Consider the following 17,201-nt stretch of genomic DNA (forward strand, 5'->3'; position numbering starts at 1 on the left):
ACCAAACGTTTGATTTAAAGGAGGAGTTCGATGATCACCAATGAACAGCCAGATCCAGAGGTAAAAATGCTACAAAAAACATCCTTGAAAACGCCTAAATTTGGTTTTATGGGACTAAAATATTTAGGACGATTTGTCGTCAAGGTGACGAAGATGATCAAAAATAGAATCACAAAAAAGAAAGAAAAAGAGCAATCACCTTTAGAAGCATCTGCTAATACGACGAAGGCAGCTAAAAAACAACCTGTCAAGCTGGAAGCTGCGAAAGAAAAAGCGCCTGTTGTAAAAAATATCGCAACAAAAACCAATCGGAACCTTTTTCAGTTTTTATACAAATTAGGGACGAACTTCATGAAGGTTGATCTTTTAAAAAGTATAAAAACACTAGGTATCAGTGCAACATCCTCTCAACGAAGAATCAAATCTGCCGAAGTCAAAACAGTGAAAGCGGCAAAACAACAATCCGTTGCTAAAATCAAAAAATTGAGCTTTGCCACAGTAAAAAAAGAGGCAATCAGTAAAAGTAATAAAATCAATCAGTTATCAAAAAATAATCAGTTAACAAGAAGACCATCATTGCAAAGATCATAAGGAATTTTCATGATCAATTTGAACCATCCTGATTGGAGGAGAAAGAATGGAACATGAGCGTATGAGTGATGAACAACGAAGAATCGGCCGCGAAACTAAGCGAATCCAAACAATGAAAAGGATAGAAGAAAACAAGAGAGAGCAAGAACGCGTTTATTTGGAGAGTGTTCGATCGTCAGAGGGATTCAAACGTTCGTTACTAAAGAAAAATAAAAAATAGGAAATAAGTCATTTTGTTCATAAATAATTTCGCAAAGACAGATAAAGGATTTCTTTAAGAAAGTGGGAATGATAATGGATGAACAACTAGCAAAATTAAACCAAAAAATTGCACGTATAAAAGATATCAATGATCCTGAATATGATCGCTTAGTAGCAGAGAGAAATAAGCTGCGACAACAAATCACTGCACAGAATGAAAGACAGTCAACCGCTACATCTAGTACCTCTATAGCTACTGAGGTAAAATCAGACCCTGAGAAGATTGAGCAATTAACGGAAAAAATCTCACGGAAACAAGCCCAAATAGACCGCCTCAAAGATTTGAGTGATCCTCGCTATGAACAATATGAAGCGGAGAAAGCACAGTTGATTCAAGAAAGAGAAGCAGAAAGACTTAAATCAGATCAGGGTAGTAAATCGACAAAAAGAATAGACGTATCTAACCAAATGAAAGAGACGGCACCAATCGTTCAAGCAGATTTAAAACAAGCCAAAAAAATGATCCATCATGAACTTGACGATCAATTTGAAAAATTATCTGTTTTTTTTGATCAATATAAATTTCAGTATGATTCAGCAAAAGATGAAAAAAATATCAATGAGTTAGGTGATAAAATCGCAATGCATAAAAAAAGATATGACTTGAAGATGGATGCTAGTTTCAAGGATTCGGATTTTTATGGCAGGTTTAAACAACATCAAACACAAAGTGAATTAGCACTTGGTAATTTCATTGAAAACTGGAAAGAAAATCAAGGATACTATCGAGATACTCATTCCGTTTTTGAAAACATCCATGAATTAAAAGAAACAATTATAAAAAATCATAGTTTAGAGAAATACAGTATGAAAGTCATCACGAAACAAAATGAATTAACCGAATTACAAAGTAAAAAACAGCGAATCAATTTTTTTAGTAAGTATATTTTTAACCGCGCAAAATATCGTCAATTAAAAAATCAGATCAGTGAATTGAAAAATGACTTAAATATCGCACAAAAAGCTCGATTACTAGCCATGAAAGGCGATTATTCAAAGGCAGAGGCTTTATTCAATGTGAGTGATCGCACGGGGACGTCTCATGAAGTGAAGCAACGAAGACTGACGCAAAAAACATTAACACCTTCCTTAGCGACAAATATCGCCGGTCCCAGTAAGCTACAAAACAAAATGGAAGCAAGCGTAAACAAATCAGCAGAAATCATGCAACGCAAAAGTTCAGAGAAATTGCGTAGTTCTTCCCCTAAAGAGCAACGCGCATAAAAAAAGTATCTCTAATCGCTAAAAATTTTATCGATTAGAGATATCAATGATTAATTGTCTGATGAATAGTCACGTTGTTAATTTATAAGAACTCTAACAAAGAAAGAATATTCGCTTGTTGCAACAGCTAAAAGTTAAGGAGTACCAATGAAAAGTAAAATAAATAGTAAAAAAATAATCATCTTAATGACTGTATTAGTGATTCTTTTGACCCATCTACCTTTTCATTTTGCCTATGGATCAGAAACTAGTGAACTTGCACCCGAAAGCCAAAATGATCCAAGTTTAGGAGTAGAGAGAAATGCAACAATCACATTTGAAACAAGCCCTTCAGAAGGTGGTAGACCTAGTTCTATACCTCATATAACTCCGCCAGGGGGAAATTTATTATACACTATCAGTGCAAATCCGAACCAAGGGTTTCGTTTTGTTCGATGGGAGCTAATCAACGGATGGAATGCTTCGATAGGCAATCTAAATGCAGAAACAACAAGTCTTACTATCTCTACTGGTGGCCCTATAGGACCACCAGTGCATGAGACGATAACGATACGAGCAATATATGAGAGGGTTTACAATTTAACTTTCCAATCTTCTCCAAATGCTGGAGGAAATCCAAGAGCGGATAAAGCAATACTGGCACAAGGTGAAACGACCACGATCCATGCCAACGTTTCGAATGGATATCGCTTTGTTCAATGGGAACTTGTTTCTGGAAACACGACTATCGCAAACCGAACGAGTCAAAGTACATTCATTACGATGGGGGCAGGGGATTCGTCCATTCGAGCAGTCTATGAACAAATCACTCATAGTGTGAGTGTGCAGGCCAATCCAACGATTGGTGGCAATCCTACGGTTTCAGCTTCATCCGCTGCCCAAGGAGCAACCATCAATTTGAATGCGAATCCAGCTGTCGGATATCGGTTTGACAATTGGCAGTTTCTAACCCAAAACGGAGCGACGATTACAAACAGTAATCTTGCGAATACCAGTTTACGAATGGGTACGGGACCTGTGAGCGTTCAAGCCAATTATGAACGCTTGCAACAAGGCAGTGTCGTCGTAAGGTATGTGGACGAAGAGGGTAATGAGATAGCTCAAAGCGATATTTTAACGGGATTTAGCGGAGAAGCATATCGTACAGAAGCAAAAGAAATCGAAGGGTGGGAATTGCTTGTTGCACCGGAAAATGCAACAGGGGTTTTCACGAATGTTGAGCAAATAGTCACCTATACTTATCGGAAGAACCAGCAGTTATGGGGAACTGTCCCTTGGGAATACGACGAGGCAACGAAAACGATCCATTTGTATGGTGGAATCGGTGGATCGGTCCCAGAAGCGCCATGGAAAAGCCATTCCGAAGTTGAAACGATCATTGTCACCAACGAGGTATTTTTACCGGAAAATAGCGCATCTCTTTTTAACGGGGCAAGACAGTTAGAAAGTATTGAAGGTGTAGGGAATTTTAATACATCTAAGGTCACGAATATGGATGAGATGTTTGCACGTACTTCGGCACTAAAAGAGCTAGATATTAGTCAATGGGATGTGTCTAATGTAACTAGCATGAGTCACACATTTGCTTGGATGACCAATTTAAGAAAGCTAGATGTCAGTCAATGGGATGTGTCAAATGTGACAACGTTGACTCATGCATTTGCGTGGACATCCAACCTTGTTGATATAGATGTTAGTCAATGGAATGTTGGTAAGGTTTCTAGCATGAGCAATTTATTTATGTCTTCCTTTTCGCTAACTGAATTAGATTTGAGCAATTGGGACACAAGAAATAAAAATATCAGTGGCATGTTCTATCTTGCATCAAGACTTTCATCCCTTAAATTAGGAGAAGAATCAGTTATCGGAAATACCAGCTTACGAACTATCGTTCCTACAGCGGAGTATACAGGACGATGGGTGCTTGAAGAAAGTTTGGATAGTTCAGTTCGAACCATCGCGTTTGAGAATTCAAACGAATTTATGGCAAATTATGACGGAAATCATCCAGGAACTTATGTATGGGAGCGTTCTCGTCCGGAAGAATTAGTGGCAGCATTAGAGCCATTAAGTGACCAATCAACAGCAATCACTGGCTGGATGACAGAAGTAACGGATAATCGAACGATCACCTATCAAAATACAGCGGGACAAACAGTCACTGTAACTAAAGAATCACCGAGGATCAAGTGGGGAGATTACCAAGATGCAGATCAACGGATTCGACAGTTTGAGATACCCTTAGCAGAAAATGAGCGTTTAGCAACAGACACAGAGGTAACGCTCACTGTTGCTAAACCATCCGTCGAAACAACTGGTGATTTGACGATTGACAAAAAGGTAATCAAAGGTCTCGACTACACTGCAAATCACTTCACTTTGGAGCGTAAGAAGTTAGAGGCATTAACCAGTCAAGCAGAACTCCATGAATTGATTCTGAAGGAAAGTCAGGCAACAGCACACGATGTTTTGACACAGGACGATCGCAGTCAGGAAATTAAAATCGTGGCTACAGATTTAACCAAGGATGAAGTGGACGATGGCACGTATTTCGCTACATTTCAAGTAGGGAACAAAGCCTATCAATTTACAATAGGCATTGATGTTAATTCGAAGATCCATCATCTAAAAGTTTCCATACCGACGAAAATGGTGTTCGAATCCCTCTACCAAGGCGAGGAAACTAATCGTGAATTTGTTAGTCCAGATTACGAGATCCGTAATCATTCAGATCTTTCTGTTGATACGTATGTAAATCAGTTCATTATTGAAGATGATGCAGGGGTCACCTTGTTAAGGGAGGATGAAAATCCTTTAGATCACGCGCCATTGCAAGAAGGACAACCGAAAAACTTCTCTGATATCAAACAACCACTATTGGAATTACAGTTGATGTCTAATGAAACCAAAATTTCTTTATATGGACGAAGAAGTGAACAACGCTTGGCACAAGTTGCACCATACTCAAGTGTCCCTTTCCATTTGACCGGTCGATTTTATGGGCCCTATCCTAAGTGGATCTCGGAAAGTGACAATGAACAAGGGGGCTATTATCAAGATTCATTCGTTCCTACCTATCGTATGATTTTACGATTTGTTCCCAGATAGAGGGCATAAATGTACGAGATAAAAGAATGATAATAACTAGGAGACGTTCAACCAATGAGTAAAACAAAACGAAGGAATCAACAAAAGAAACGACGGAAGAACGGCGTCTTATTATTGTTTGTTTTTTTAATGGTGATGGCTGTTGCTAGTTGGTATTGGTTTAGTCACGAAGGACCCACTCCAGTTATCAGCGCGGATTTGTTACCTGAAATCGGTGATGCGAGTGATCTACGGATTTCTGAGCGTGCGCAAGAACTAGCAGATGCAAATTATTTCACCTTGCAGATCAACCCAGAAGCAGTTTTCGAAAATGGCAGAAGTCGTGGATCGATCGAAATCGTCAATCCTGGCACGAATGTTTATCCGATTGCGGTCGATATCACGATCAATGATACGAAAGAAGTGATTTATTCTTCTGGCGCGATTTATCCCAATCAATTGATTGAAGAGGTGTATTTGAAGCGACCTTTAGAAAAAGGAGAATATCCTGCAACAGCGACAGTCAGTATCTATGATCCAGAAACCAAAGAAAAACAAGGCGTAACCGAAGCAGAAATTAGCATATTGATAAAAAATTAATCCAATTTAAGTGAGGCTACCTAAATGAAAAAAGCAACAAAATTAGTATTAAGCATTCTAACAATTACAGGAGTATGTATTAGTGGAATTACCGCTTTTGCTAGTCCAGTCCAAACCATCGATGGGCGAGAAGGCGCAACTTCTGGAGATATCACTATAAAGGGGATCATCGGTGAATTTGATAATACAAAGCCTGGTCCAAATCCAGAAAATCTCGATCAATGGATCAATGTGACCCTACCGACGACAGCTATTTTCCGGACAACAGAAGAATCTGAGCATAAAAAGATTACTTCTCCGGCTTATCACGTGACGAACCATTCTGCGCTAAGTGTGCGAGCTTCCGTTTCAAATGTGACAGAAGTCAAAGAAATGAGCGAAGTGGATCGACTAATGATCAATACGATCGAATTATTTAAAGACGGAGTTTCGACAGTTGCAGCTACGCCTTTATTCACCTTATCTGGTAATGAGGGGAATCATACGGTTGGTAACTTCCGATTTAGTGGGGATGCGGCACCGAAAAATGCTTCCGTAGAAAGTAATCCGAGTTTTAAACTAGTATTAAATTTTGCAGTAGAGGAATAAAGTAAATGGAAAATCTACTATCAGATAGTAAGATGAGGAAGTCTAGAAGTAAAAAATGGCAAATTTTATCGGTACTACACATACTTCTTATTATCAGCTTATCCTTTTCAACCCTAGTTAAGGCAGAAGAGGTGCAATCCACTCACAATATCAGAGTATCTGGTACGATTGGATCGACTGTTGAAGAAACAAAAGAAACAAATAAGCATCAGACACTAGTCGCTGATCTTTCTGCGATCACTCAAAAAAATCTACCGGAAACTGGAACAGTAGTAAATCAACGAATCGTTTTCTTAGGCTATCTATTGATTGGAATTTCTGGGGGAGTATTTTTGTTTTGTAGGAAACAAAAATATCCTATTGAATACTTTAAATGATCAAGCTAGTAGGGCAATGATCATTGAAAAATAACAGAAAACGAGTAAACAAAAAAGCCATCCGCAGAGGATGGCTTCAGACTGTAGACAAACTCCTAAATTTGGAGTGTTGTTTGCAGTTTTTTTGTTTTATACTCATTGTATAAACTATTCTGGGAGTGATTCTAATGATGAGAAAACAATCGATTGAAGGTAGAAATCAATTTGCTATGTTAACAATTGATGATCTTGTACCTAAAGATCACTTAGTTCGAAAGATTGATGCTGCGATTCAGTTTGATTTCATTTATCCCATTGTAGAATCTACGTATTCGACCCATGGTCGTCCCAGTATTGATCCAGTGGTCTTAATTAAATTAGTATTTATCCAATATTTATTTGGTATCCGTTCGATGAGACAGACCATTAAAGACGTTGAAACAAATGTTGCTTATCGTTGGTTTTTAGGTTATTCATTCGAGGATCCTATCCCGCATTTCTCTACTTTTGGTAAAAACTATGTTCGAAGATTTAGAGAAACAACTTTATTTGAAGACATTTTCTCTCATATTCTAGAACAAGCTGTAAAAGCTGGCTTCGTTACGGAAGACAACCTTTATATTGATTCTACTCATATTAAGGCAAATGCCAATAAACATAAGTTCACAAAAGAAATGACCTACGGTCAAGCTAAAGCTTATCAAGATGAATTAGAAGATGAAATAAATAAAGAACGTATTGCTGTAGGAAAACGTCCTTTTACATGGGACACAGAAAGTGAGTTGAGTCTTCAAAAAATAAGTCATTCAGATCCAGAAAGTGGTTACTATGTTAAAGGTGAACGAGAAAAACAATTTGCTTATTCCGCGCATACTTCCTGTGAAGATAATGGTTTTATCTTATCTACATTAATCACACCAGGAAATGTACATGACAGCCAAGTCGCAATCGATCTGGTCAAACAGTCGAAAAGAGCTTTTCCAAATATAAAGCGTGTTGTCGCTGATGCAGGATATAAGACGCCTAAATTTGTTCATTTTCTGTCACACTTGAAACTCTACCCGATTCTTCCATATACTGTACCTCATGGAGTAAAAGGAATGTTTCGTAAAAAAGACTTTGTTTATGATGCCTATTTTGACTGCTATTTATGTCCCAATAATCAACCGTTGTTATTTTCAACTATCACTCGTGATGGTTATCGAACCTATAAATCAAATCCAAAATTCTGTAGGAGTTGTCCATTACTTAAAAACTGTACTTTGAGTACAAAACATCAAAAAATAGTAACTCGACATGTTTGGGCGGATCTTATGGATGAACTTGAACACCAACGCCATACGGCGTTGAATAGAGAAATTTATAAAAAGAGAAAACAAACTATTGAACGAATATTTGCAGATGCAAAAGAAAAGCATGGTATGCGTTGGACAAAATATCGAGGTCTCGAAAAAGTCGCCACGCACACGATGCTTACGTTTGCTGCCATGAATTTAAAAAAACTAGCCTCATGGCTATGGAAAGCAAAAAAGCCTATGGCTTTTTATTTCAAATTTCTACAAAGACTAATAAAAAGGAGTTGGCAATTAAGCCACTCCTTTTTGTCTACAGTCTGAGCCATCCGCAGAGGATGGCTTTTTTCTATTGGTCAATCACTACTGTTTCTTGACGAAGCTCGAGTAGAAGGTGCAGTTCGTGTCCCGCTGTCACCGCCAGCAGCATTTGTATCTTCAGAGCTTGATGGCGTAGCAGAGGATTCAGGTGGTGCTTCCTCGCTAGAAGAGGCTGGTGGTTCTGTAGAAGGCACACTACTTGGTTCAGTTGGTTCACTACTTGGTGGTGTCGACTGTTCAGAGCTACTAGGTTCAGTCGTTGAGCTTGTAGAAGTCTCAGGAACAGTTTCACTAGTTGAAGAGTCTGGAACAGGAGTTACAGGGACGACCGCAGATGAAGAAGGAATCGTCGTTGAAGGCACCGTAGCGTTTGAATTGCCAGATGATGATGCATTTCTAAAGAATAATTCACCACCAGAACGGTACAGTCCGCTAGGCATCGTCCAATCCGTATTTGTCACATTTGCGGAGACAAATTTCATCAATTCGCGATAAACATCTGAAGCTACATCTGTTCCAGTGGAAGTGATCGGAGTCATTTTATCATTGTATCCCGTCCACACAGAAATTGCATAATTCGGTGTGTAACCAGCAAATAAAATATCTGGATAAACGCCCGTTGAGGTACCTAACTTAGCATATTCCTCGTCCGTATAATTAGATGTTCCTGTTTTACCTGCTTGAATCAACCCTGGGATTGCGGCATTCGTACCAGTTCCGCGAGTAATCGTATCTTTCAAGATGTCAGTAACCATATACGCTGTTTCTTCAGACATCGCTCTCGTTCCTTCTGGTTCAAACGTTTCTTCAGTGCCATCTTGGAAAACGATCCGATTAACGTATTGTGGTTTATAGTAAGTGCCACCGTTTGCTAAGGCAGCGTATGCTGCGGCCATTTTTTCAGAAGAAGCACCGTATTTTGTACCATCTTGTTGTTCAGTATTACTTGAAATCGCATTTGACTGATGGATCGTGCTATATTCGATCCCTAAGCTACTCAAGAATTCTGCGACTTTATCTGCGCCAACTTCATTGAAGAGCTTGACTGCCGGGACGTTTCTTGAAAGGTATAACGCTTGGCGCAAGGTGACCATTCCCATGTAACGGTTGTCCCAGTTCGAAACAGGAATAGAAGTTCCTTCATAATTGTAAGGTGCATCGGCGATCAATTTGCCAGTAGAATAGTTCAATTCTTCAAATGCTGGCGCGTAGTCAGTGATCGGTTTCATGGTTGAACCAAAGTCACGAGAGGTATTAACAGCCAAGTTATTACCTAAAGCGACATCATCCGGAATGTTTCTTCCACCGATCTGCGCGGTGACTTGTCCAGTATTGACATCGATCAACGTAGTGGCAACTTGCATTTGATCATCTGGATATGCAACGTATTGATCTGTATTCACTACATCATATAAGTGTTTTTGGGCATTCAAGTCTAAGTTCGTATAAATATCTAAGCCATCGGTATAGACATTCTTGTCTGTTTTAGCATGGACTTCATTGATGACCTCTTTGACATAATTGTCGACGATCCGTGTATTAGTGTCTTCTTGGGTTAATTCTTGTAAACCATCCGTGATCGGTGTGTTGATCGCTGTATTGTACTCTGTTTGAGAGATTTTTTCGTTTTGGAGCATCGTGTACAAGACAGTGTCACGACGTTTTTTTGCTTGCTCTGGAAACTGGTAAGGATCATAAGCTGACGGTGCTTGAGGCATTCCTGCTAAAAGCGCGGTTTGCGGTAAATTCAATTCGCTTAATGTTTTTCCAAAGTAAGATTGAGCCGCTGTTTCCATGCCATAAAGACCGTTAGACATATAGACTTTATTGACATAATAGGTCAATATCTCTTGTTTTGATTTCGTTTGTTCCAGTCTGACAGCCATCCAAGCTTCTTGGGCTTTACGTCTGATTGTTTGGTCTTCGGTACTAGTTGAGAAGAAAGAGAGCTTGATCAGCTGCTGAGTCAACGTACTACCACCCTGTAAGCCGCCAGATGTAAAGTTGGATAATGCGGCACCGATGATCCGAACAGGGTCGACACCGATATGTTTGTAAAATCTTCGGTCTTCGACTGAAACGATGGCATCTTCAAGTGTCTTTGGCAGTTCGTTGGCAGAAATTTTCTCTCTTTTTTCCGCCCCTAGATCCTCAAACAACTCGCCATCTTTTGTATAAAGTTTTGACGAAACTGTTGCATCCAGTTTTTCGTCGGTCAAAGCAGGAGCATCTTTGGCATAAAACCAAAAAAGTCCGACCCCTGCGAGAAAAGCGACACAGATCAAGGAAAGACCAATTAAAAGAATACGTGTGATCAATCCTTTTCGATCTTTTCCAGTGCCTTTTTTCGTTGATTGTTTTCCTCTTTTCTTTGGAGAAGAAGAGGAGGTGCTTCTTTTAGAAGATCTCGTTTGATTAGTTGGCATTCTTTGGTTCTCCTTCATTAGATTCTAAGTACTGGTCGATTGCTTGCAAGTATGGAACACGAGGGGCAAAGCCACTTGGAATCTCGATTCCTAATTCTTCGATCAATGAAAGCGGCAAGGATTTTCTTCCTTGTGTCTGTTGTTCGTGCCAATAGTGGATTAAATGTGTACTATCTAAATAAAAACAACGCTGTAAGGTAGAAAACCATAAAAGGACAAAACAGATTCCTCCTTGTTTTTGACAAGCTTCCATATGTGAGATTTGATGGGGATGAAAATTTTTAAATGGAAATGAAGTTTTGTTTTTTGTCTCTTTTGCTTCAAAATCCAAATAGAAACCTCGATAGACACCGTTATAATCAGTTGTGGAAGCTTGTGTAAAATAAGCTTCTTTAATGACAGCGGCACTACGTCGAGGGTAGTCAACTTTTACGATTTGAACCGGTGTTGGCTTTTTATGGATAACGGCCATTTGATGTGCCAGGTAATACTCGTTGCTTTCATTGATGGCTTCTTCAAATCGCATCCCGCGATTGCCAAACTCCGTATTTGGGTTCCTTTTTACTTGTTTTTTTTCTTTGGACGAGGCATCCTTGATATAAGGACGGCCATTTGGATAGCGTAAAACCATGATCGAATCACTCTCCTAGGCCACATTATAGCAAAAAAGCACAGAGAAAGAAAAGGAAACTGGAATGGATACAATAAAAGTAATGTATATCTCTGGTTATCGCAGTTTTGAATTAGGCATATTCAAAGATAATGACCCTAAAATGACAGTTATTAAAAAAGTTTTAAAAAATGAATTGACTCAATTAGTGGAAGAAGGATTGGAATGGGTGATCATCAGCGGTAACTTAGGTGTCGAATTATGGGCAGGTGAAGTCGTCGCTGAAATGAAGACGGATTATCCAGAATTGAAGCTTGGGATCATTTATCCGTTTGCAGAGTTTGGCAATGGTTGGAATGAGAACAATCAGGAAAAGAAAAGACTGGTAGAACAGCTTTCTGACTATCGTGAGTCGGTGAGTCATCAACCCTATCAATTACCAAGTCAACTAAGGAATCATACCCAATTTATTCTACAACACACAGACGGGACCCTATTGATTTATGATCCAGAATATCCTGGAAAAACAGACTATTTTTTTAAGGATGCACAAAAATATCAAGGGAGTCATCCTTATGAGATTCGAACCGTCAGCATGGATGATTTGCAAAATTTTAGTGAATAAAATAATATAGTGTTTGATTTATCAAGTCTTTTCCGATACAATAAAAAAGTAGAAACGTTAATACGTAAATGAGAACTAGAGGTGTAAATATGGCGAATTTGATTTATAGTCCTAAAGACATTTTACAACAAGAATTCAAAACAAAAATGCGCGGATATGATCCGATCGAAGTGGACGAATTCTTAGACAATATTATCAAAGATTATGAGAATTACAGCAAACAACTCCTTGCTTTACAAGAAGAAAACGATAAATTAAGTGCAAAAGTCGCTCAATTATCGAAAAACCAAGGAGCAGCTCCAAGTCGTGCACAACAAACAGAAACTCCGAAAAGTGCGGCAGTAACAAATTTTGATATTTTAAAACGTCTATCAAATCTTGAACGTGAAGTATTTGGTAAAAAATTAGATGCACAAGCAGGAAATGTACCACCAGTAACACCTAATCCAAACAACTATACAACAACAAACGAAGATGACAACGAAGCAACACGTCAGTTTTAAGCAATGAATCGATTTGTGGTTTTCGGGTAATCGCGGTCTGGCTTTGACCAGACTGAGGAAAGTCCATGCTCGCACAGGCTGTGATGCCTGTAGTGTTCGTGCTTAGCGAAAAAATAAGCTAAGGTACTCTTTTTAGAGTAACGGCAGGAAAACAAGCTAAGGTTTCGGCTATGCTTCAGTATCCTTGAAAGTGCCACAGTGACGAAGCGAACGAGGAAACTTGTTCGGTGGAACGCGGTAAACCCCTCGAGCGAGCAACCCAAACAACGGTAGGGGCGCTTTTTGTCGGGGAATCAGAACGAGACAAAAGGGCAGTTGATCTGCAGATAGATGGTTACCGCTTTGTTTTTTCTCCCTGGAAAAACAAAGTACAGAACATGGCTTATAGAAAACCACATCTTCAGGGAATAAATCGTTAGGCGAATAACAGCCTACAAAATCAGTACTAACAATAGCTTTTTCCTACGTCAAGCCTTTTCACATAGAAAAGATCGGATGTAGGGGATTTAGAAGAGGGTGTGACGGAAGCGCACAGCTCCAAGAATTAAGCAGCAACATACGAAAATAGCTTATCGTATTTTTGGGTGTTGTTGCTTATTTTCTAAGGGCTGCTTCTGCCACACCATTTGTTTGATTATAGAGGACGAAGATCATCATGCCTTTTTTTTGATTGATAAGGAGAATACAATGGATAAAAATAGAGAATTCAATTTAATAGCGACAGCGGCAAGCGGGCTAGAAGCATTAGTAGGAAAAGAACTTAGAGATCTTGGCATCGAGTGCCAAGTCGAAAATGGTCGTGCGCGTTTCAAAGGGACGATGGAAACGATTGCTACAACCAATCTATGGTTACGTACAGCAGATCGTATCAAGATCGTCGTGGGTGAATTTGATGCCCGTACGTTTGATGAATTGTTCGAGCAAGTCAAAGCGTTACCATGGGAAGATTACCTTCCGTTAGACGCCTCTTTCCCGGTTGCAGGAAAATCGATCAAATCGACGCTTTATAGTACACCAGACTGTCAAGCCATCACTAAGAAAGCAATTGTTGAAAGACTACGTACGTATTATCATCGTCCGTCTACTGTGCCATTGACAGAAACCGGTGCACATTTCCAACTAGAAGTTGCTTTACTGAAAGATCATGTGTTAGTGACCCTTGATACAACTGGTCCAAGTTTGTTCAAACGCGGTTATCGCTTAGAAAAAGGTGGTGCCCCATTAAAAGAAAATATGGCAGCAGCTTTAGTGATGTTGACGAACTGGCGAAAAGATCGTCCGTTTTATGATCCCGTTTGTGGTTCAGGAACACTGTGTATCGAAGCTGCACTGATCGGTCATAATATCGCCCCTGGTTTCAATCGTGAATTTGTGTGTGAGACGTGGGATTGGTTCGATCCGGCTATCATGGAAAAAGTTCGTGCAGCAGCAGAAGAACAGGCAGATTATGATATCGAATTAGATATCACTGGGTCTGATATCAATGGTCAATTGATCGGTATCGCCAGAGCCAATGCGGAAGAGATCGGGTTAGGAGATTCCATCACTTTCCAACAACGGGCAGTGAAGGACTTCAAAACGGAAAAAGAATACGGCGTGATCGTTGCTAATCCCCCTTATGGTGAACGCTTAGGTGAAGAAGAGTCTGTTCGTCGTCTCTACAAAGAAATGGGTGAGGTCTTCCGACCATTGAAAACGTGGAGTAAGTACATCTTGACAAGTGATTTAGCATTTGAAGAATTTTACGGACAAAAAGCAACAAAAAAACGTAAATTATACAATGGTGCATTGCGCACAGATCTGTTCCAATATTGGGGAACTCGGCCACCAAGAAAAGAACGGACTGAAAACGAATAACTAGGATATAAGTATGGACACCTAAAAACCATGGTTGGGACTTTAAGACCTTTGACCCTATGATTTTTGGAGGAATTCAAAATGAATGAACAAGCAAAAAAGTATTGGAAAGAATTTTGGCAAGGTGAATTCCCTCCAACAAATGTTACGGCAGAGCAGTGGGGTTGGGAAGGGACACCGATGGCAGATGAATTGGCGGACTTGATTTTAAAGGGGATCAAAACGGCGTCATGTTCATCATACGATGAATGCCTGTATTACGATGAAGCCCCGTTGTCTAAAATCGGCAGTTATACCATTGTTTTAAATAGTAAAGACGAACCTGTAGGCATCATAAAATATACAGATATGACGGTAATGCCAATGAATGAAGTAACAGAAGAAATTGCCCGTGCTGAGGGTGAGGGTGATTTGAGCTATGATTACTGGTATAAAGTTCATAAAAAATTTTTTAGGGAGTTACTGCCCCAAATTGGAAAAGAATTTTATGAAGAGATCCCCCTTGCTGTTGAACGGTTTGAATTAATCAACGCAAAGGAAATGTCGTAAAAGTAAGTGAGCGATAACTATTGGATAAATGATAACTAGGATAAGTTGGAGGATTTTTGGATGAATGAAAAGGAATTTTTGAAAGAAGTCAAAGAAATCGATTTAATGAGTCAAGCGTTAACAGTATTGGACTGGGATATCCAAACAGGCATGCCAGAAAAATCAAGTGAAGAACGCAGTGAAGTCAACAGTTATTTATATGGGCTATATTTCTCAAAAAAAGTCGGACCGAAAATCGCAGAAGCAATCGAATACTTCTCTGCGCACCCTGACGAATTGTCTGAACTTGGAAAAACGGTTTTTGAGAAAGTCAAAGAAGACTATGAATTAGAGCATAAAGTACCGGAAGAATTGATGATTGCTTTAACTTCTGCGACTTCTAAAGCCCACACAAAATGGCAAGAATCGCGTGAATCAAAACAATTTGGTGATTTTGAATCCGCGTTATCTGAAAACATCAAGATCACAAAACAATTGATTCCATATTGGCGTAAAGAGGAGAAAACAGACTATGATGTGCTGTTGAATCAATATGAACCAGGCATGACCGTAGAGATCTTAGATCAAGTATTTGATCAAGTCAAAGAAGGTATTATGTCCATCCGTCAAGCCTTAGTCGAAAAAGGAACAGCACCGGAGACAGATTTTCTTTCACGTAAAATGACGAAGGAACAACAAAAACGTTTTGTAGTCGGTGTGATCAAACAGTTAGGATATGATTTTTCTAGAGGTCGCTTAGATGACACGATCCATCCATTTATGATCGGGATCAATCGTAATGATGTCCGCATCACGACACGTTGGAATGAAGAGGACTTCAAAATGGCAACGTTTGGAGTGATCCATGAAGCCGGACACGGGATGTATGAACAAAATATTGATGAAAAATATATGTATACACCAGTTGGTGAAGGTACTTCGATGGGCATCCATGAGTCGCAATCACTTTTCAATGAAATCATTGTCGGCAGCAACCGCAGTTTCTGGGAAAAGCAGTACCCATTCTTCCAAGAGTGTGCTGAAGGAACCTTTGATGATATTTCTTTTGATGATTTCTATCGTTCATTACAGTATACAAAAGCAAGCTTGATTCGGATCGAAGCAGACAGTTTGACGTATCCATTACACATCATTATACGTTATGAGATCGAAAAAATGATGTTTAATGAAGGGTTAGAAGTTGAGAAATTACCAGAAGTATGGAACCAAAAATATGAAGAGTATTTAGGTATCCGTCCAACAAACGATTTAGAAGGAATCTTACAAGATGTCCATTGGTCAGGTGCAAGTTTTGGTTACTTCCCATCTTATGCGTTAGGATTCATGTATGCTGCACAATTATTACATGCAATGAAAAAAGATATCGCTGTTGATGAGATTTTGGCTTCTGATGATTACTCACCGATCAAAGAGTGGATGACAGAAAAAATCCATCAGTACGGCGCATCAAGAAAACCAAATCAATTGATTCAAGAGGCGACAGGAGAAGCATTGAATCCGCAGTACTTGATCGATTTTATGCGAAAACTTTACTTTAGCGTTTATGGTGTTGAAGAAGTCTAAAAAATTCTCAAATAGAAGGTGAAAGCGGCAGTGGATAAATTAAATGAAATTGCTAACTACAGCATGGCACAATTGGCTTTGGATCGTTCAGGACATGGTGTGGACCATACGAATCGAGTAGTCGAACTTTCCCGACAAGTCCTTGAGACACTACCGCAAGCCAATCCTTTTATCACGCTGGCAGCGGCATATCTACACGATACGATCGATGATAAAGTGGTTGAAGATGAAGAGCAAGCGAAAGAAGGACTCAGAGTCTTTTTGGCAAACATCGGAGTTGCAGAATCAGAGATTCATCAAATCTTTCATATCATCGAAAATATGTCTTTTTCAAAAAGTTTGTCTGATAACGTCGAATTGTCCTTAGAAGGCAAGATCGTACAGGATGCAGATCGCTTAGAGGCGTTAGGCGCGATGGGTATCTTACGTACGGCATATTATGGAGGACATAAGGGGCATCCGATTTTTGACCCAGCCATCCAGACAATCAATTATACGAACAAACAAGATTATCGTAAAGGCTCGACAGTCATCAATCATTTTTATGAAAAATTGTTGTTATTGCCAGATCAAATGAATACGGGGTACGCGAAACAAGAAGCAAAACGACGTGAAGTGTTCATGCGTGAATTTCTAGAGGAGTTCTACAAAGAATGGTTTGTCGGCGATGATTCACTAGATGCACAAATCTGGCGTAACCGATAATTAAATAGATACGTCTGAGCCATTCGTCCTCTCGCGTCATCTA

Annotated in this window: 16 protein-coding genes and 1 other RNA gene; 15 read left to right on the top strand and 2 right to left on the bottom strand. The window is 39.4% G+C overall.

All coding sequences use genetic code 11. The features are described 5' to 3' along the window. Window positions 1-30: 30 nt before the first annotated feature. From IGJ49_RS06585 to IGJ49_RS06620, 8 genes are all read left to right on the top strand, one after another. Window positions 31-591, top strand: a complete 561-nt coding sequence (locus tag IGJ49_RS06585; RefSeq protein WP_062805298.1) for a hypothetical protein — start codon at window positions 31-33, stop codon at window positions 589-591. Between the two features lie 46 nt (window positions 592-637). Next, window positions 638-811: a hypothetical protein gene (locus IGJ49_RS06590; RefSeq protein ID WP_023519596.1), complete on the top strand. Its 174-nt coding sequence runs from the start codon at window positions 638-640 to the stop codon at window positions 809-811. Window positions 812-885: 74 nt separating this feature from the next. Continuing rightward, window positions 886-2,076 carry a hypothetical protein gene (locus IGJ49_RS06595; RefSeq protein ID WP_224434705.1) on the top strand — a complete coding sequence of 397 codons (1,191 nt, stop codon included), beginning with the start codon at window positions 886-888 and terminating at the stop codon, window positions 2,074-2,076. A gap of 147 nt (window positions 2,077-2,223) precedes the next feature. Continuing rightward, the gene (locus IGJ49_RS06600) at window positions 2,224-5,184 is read left to right on the top strand and encodes a BspA family leucine-rich repeat surface protein (protein ID WP_224434706.1); all 2,961 of its coding nucleotides are present in this window, start codon (window positions 2,224-2,226) and stop codon (window positions 5,182-5,184) included. A 129-nt stretch (window positions 5,185-5,313) separates the two neighbouring features. After that, window positions 5,314-5,763: a hypothetical protein gene (locus IGJ49_RS06605; RefSeq protein WP_371740692.1), complete on the top strand. Its 450-nt coding sequence runs from the start codon at window positions 5,314-5,316 to the stop codon at window positions 5,761-5,763. 24 nt (window positions 5,764-5,787) lie between these two features. Then, window positions 5,788-6,351 carry a hypothetical protein gene (locus IGJ49_RS06610; RefSeq protein WP_153829870.1) on the top strand — a complete coding sequence of 188 codons (564 nt, stop codon included), beginning with the start codon at window positions 5,788-5,790 and terminating at the stop codon, window positions 6,349-6,351. A 5-nt stretch (window positions 6,352-6,356) separates the two neighbouring features. Next, on the top strand, window positions 6,357-6,728 hold the full coding sequence (locus IGJ49_RS06615; RefSeq protein ID WP_023519602.1) for a hypothetical protein: 372 nt from the start codon (window positions 6,357-6,359) through the stop codon (window positions 6,726-6,728). 167 nt (window positions 6,729-6,895) lie between these two features. Then, window positions 6,896-8,323 carry an IS1182 family transposase gene (locus tag IGJ49_RS06620; protein ID WP_371740615.1) on the top strand — a complete coding sequence of 476 codons (1,428 nt, stop codon included), beginning with the start codon at window positions 6,896-6,898 and terminating at the stop codon, window positions 8,321-8,323. A 32-nt stretch (window positions 8,324-8,355) separates the two neighbouring features. Here the strand turns inward: IGJ49_RS06620 and IGJ49_RS06625 are convergent, their stop codons facing one another. Both IGJ49_RS06625 and recU read right to left on the bottom strand, forming a co-directional pair. Then, window positions 8,356-10,746, bottom strand: a complete 2,391-nt coding sequence (locus IGJ49_RS06625; RefSeq protein ID WP_023519603.1) for a PBP1A family penicillin-binding protein — start codon at window positions 10,744-10,746, stop codon at window positions 8,356-8,358. After that, window positions 10,736-11,377, bottom strand: a complete 642-nt coding sequence (recU, locus tag IGJ49_RS06630; RefSeq protein WP_010735547.1) for a Holliday junction resolvase RecU — start codon at window positions 11,375-11,377, stop codon at window positions 10,736-10,738. Before recU ends, IGJ49_RS06625 begins: the two co-directional genes overlap by 11 nt. 64 nt (window positions 11,378-11,441) lie before the next feature. Between recU and IGJ49_RS06635 the strand changes: the two genes are divergently transcribed. The 7 genes from IGJ49_RS06635 (at window position 11,442) to IGJ49_RS06665 (ending at window position 17,158) form a co-directional block, all read left to right on the top strand. After that, entirely contained in the window at window positions 11,442-11,981 is a 540-nt protein-coding gene (locus IGJ49_RS06635) for a DUF1273 domain-containing protein (protein WP_438722838.1), read from the top strand. An 89-nt stretch (window positions 11,982-12,070) separates the two neighbouring features. Continuing rightward, complete coding sequence (gpsB, locus tag IGJ49_RS06640) at window positions 12,071-12,484, top strand: cell division regulator GpsB (protein WP_023519604.1); 414 nt, start codon at window positions 12,071-12,073, stop codon at window positions 12,482-12,484. Window positions 12,485-12,502: 18 nt separating this feature from the next. After that, an RNA gene (gene rnpB, locus IGJ49_RS06645) (RNase P RNA component class B) lies at window positions 12,503-12,874 on the top strand. Window positions 12,875-13,171: 297 nt separating this feature from the next. After that, on the top strand, window positions 13,172-14,341 hold the full coding sequence (locus IGJ49_RS06650) for a THUMP domain-containing class I SAM-dependent RNA methyltransferase (RefSeq protein ID WP_010735544.1): 1,170 nt from the start codon (window positions 13,172-13,174) through the stop codon (window positions 14,339-14,341). An 81-nt stretch (window positions 14,342-14,422) separates the two neighbouring features. Further along, window positions 14,423-14,890 (top strand): ASCH domain-containing protein, encoded by a 468-nt coding sequence (locus IGJ49_RS06655; RefSeq protein ID WP_023519606.1) that lies wholly within the window; start codon window positions 14,423-14,425, stop codon window positions 14,888-14,890. A 60-nt stretch (window positions 14,891-14,950) separates the two neighbouring features. Next, window positions 14,951-16,453 carry a carboxypeptidase M32 gene (locus tag IGJ49_RS06660; protein WP_023519607.1) on the top strand — a complete coding sequence of 501 codons (1,503 nt, stop codon included), beginning with the start codon at window positions 14,951-14,953 and terminating at the stop codon, window positions 16,451-16,453. Between the two features lie 30 nt (window positions 16,454-16,483). Then, on the top strand, window positions 16,484-17,158 hold the full coding sequence (locus IGJ49_RS06665) for an HD domain-containing protein (protein WP_023519608.1): 675 nt from the start codon (window positions 16,484-16,486) through the stop codon (window positions 17,156-17,158). Window positions 17,159-17,201 lie beyond the last annotated feature (43 nt).

The sequence above is a fragment of the Enterococcus sp. AZ171 genome (assembly GCF_051714005.1).
Lineage (GTDB): Bacteria > Bacillota > Bacilli > Lactobacillales > Enterococcaceae > Enterococcus_B > Enterococcus_B pernyi.

What these genes read in the sequence shown, in the direction of transcription:
- IGJ49_RS06585 (WP_062805298.1), top strand. Translation starts at nt 31, where the DNA reads ATGATCACCAATGAACAGCCAGATCCAGAGGTAAAAATGCTACAAAAA.
- IGJ49_RS06590 (WP_023519596.1), top strand. Translation starts at nt 638, where the DNA reads ATGGAACATGAGCGTATGAGTGATGAACAACGAAGAATCGGCCGCGAA.
- IGJ49_RS06595 (WP_224434705.1), top strand. Translation starts at nt 886, where the DNA reads ATGGATGAACAACTAGCAAAATTAAACCAAAAAATTGCACGTATAAAA.
- IGJ49_RS06600 (WP_224434706.1), top strand. Translation starts at nt 2,224, where the DNA reads ATGAAAAGTAAAATAAATAGTAAAAAAATAATCATCTTAATGACTGTA.
- IGJ49_RS06605 (WP_371740692.1), top strand. Translation starts at nt 5,314, where the DNA reads ATGGTGATGGCTGTTGCTAGTTGGTATTGGTTTAGTCACGAAGGACCC.
- IGJ49_RS06610 (WP_153829870.1), top strand. Translation starts at nt 5,788, where the DNA reads ATGAAAAAAGCAACAAAATTAGTATTAAGCATTCTAACAATTACAGGA.
- IGJ49_RS06615 (WP_023519602.1), top strand. Translation starts at nt 6,357, where the DNA reads ATGGAAAATCTACTATCAGATAGTAAGATGAGGAAGTCTAGAAGTAAA.
- IGJ49_RS06620 (WP_371740615.1), top strand. Translation starts at nt 6,896, where the DNA reads ATGATGAGAAAACAATCGATTGAAGGTAGAAATCAATTTGCTATGTTA.
- IGJ49_RS06625 (WP_023519603.1), bottom strand. Translation starts at nt 10,746, where the DNA reads ATGCCAACTAATCAAACGAGATCTTCTAAAAGAAGCACCTCCTCTTCT.
- recU (WP_010735547.1), bottom strand. Translation starts at nt 11,377, where the DNA reads ATGGTTTTACGCTATCCAAATGGCCGTCCTTATATCAAGGATGCCTCG.
- IGJ49_RS06635 (WP_438722838.1), top strand. Translation starts at nt 11,442, where the DNA reads ATGGATACAATAAAAGTAATGTATATCTCTGGTTATCGCAGTTTTGAA.
- gpsB (WP_023519604.1), top strand. Translation starts at nt 12,071, where the DNA reads ATGGCGAATTTGATTTATAGTCCTAAAGACATTTTACAACAAGAATTC.
- IGJ49_RS06650 (WP_010735544.1), top strand. Translation starts at nt 13,172, where the DNA reads ATGGATAAAAATAGAGAATTCAATTTAATAGCGACAGCGGCAAGCGGG.
- IGJ49_RS06655 (WP_023519606.1), top strand. Translation starts at nt 14,423, where the DNA reads ATGAATGAACAAGCAAAAAAGTATTGGAAAGAATTTTGGCAAGGTGAA.
- IGJ49_RS06660 (WP_023519607.1), top strand. Translation starts at nt 14,951, where the DNA reads ATGAATGAAAAGGAATTTTTGAAAGAAGTCAAAGAAATCGATTTAATG.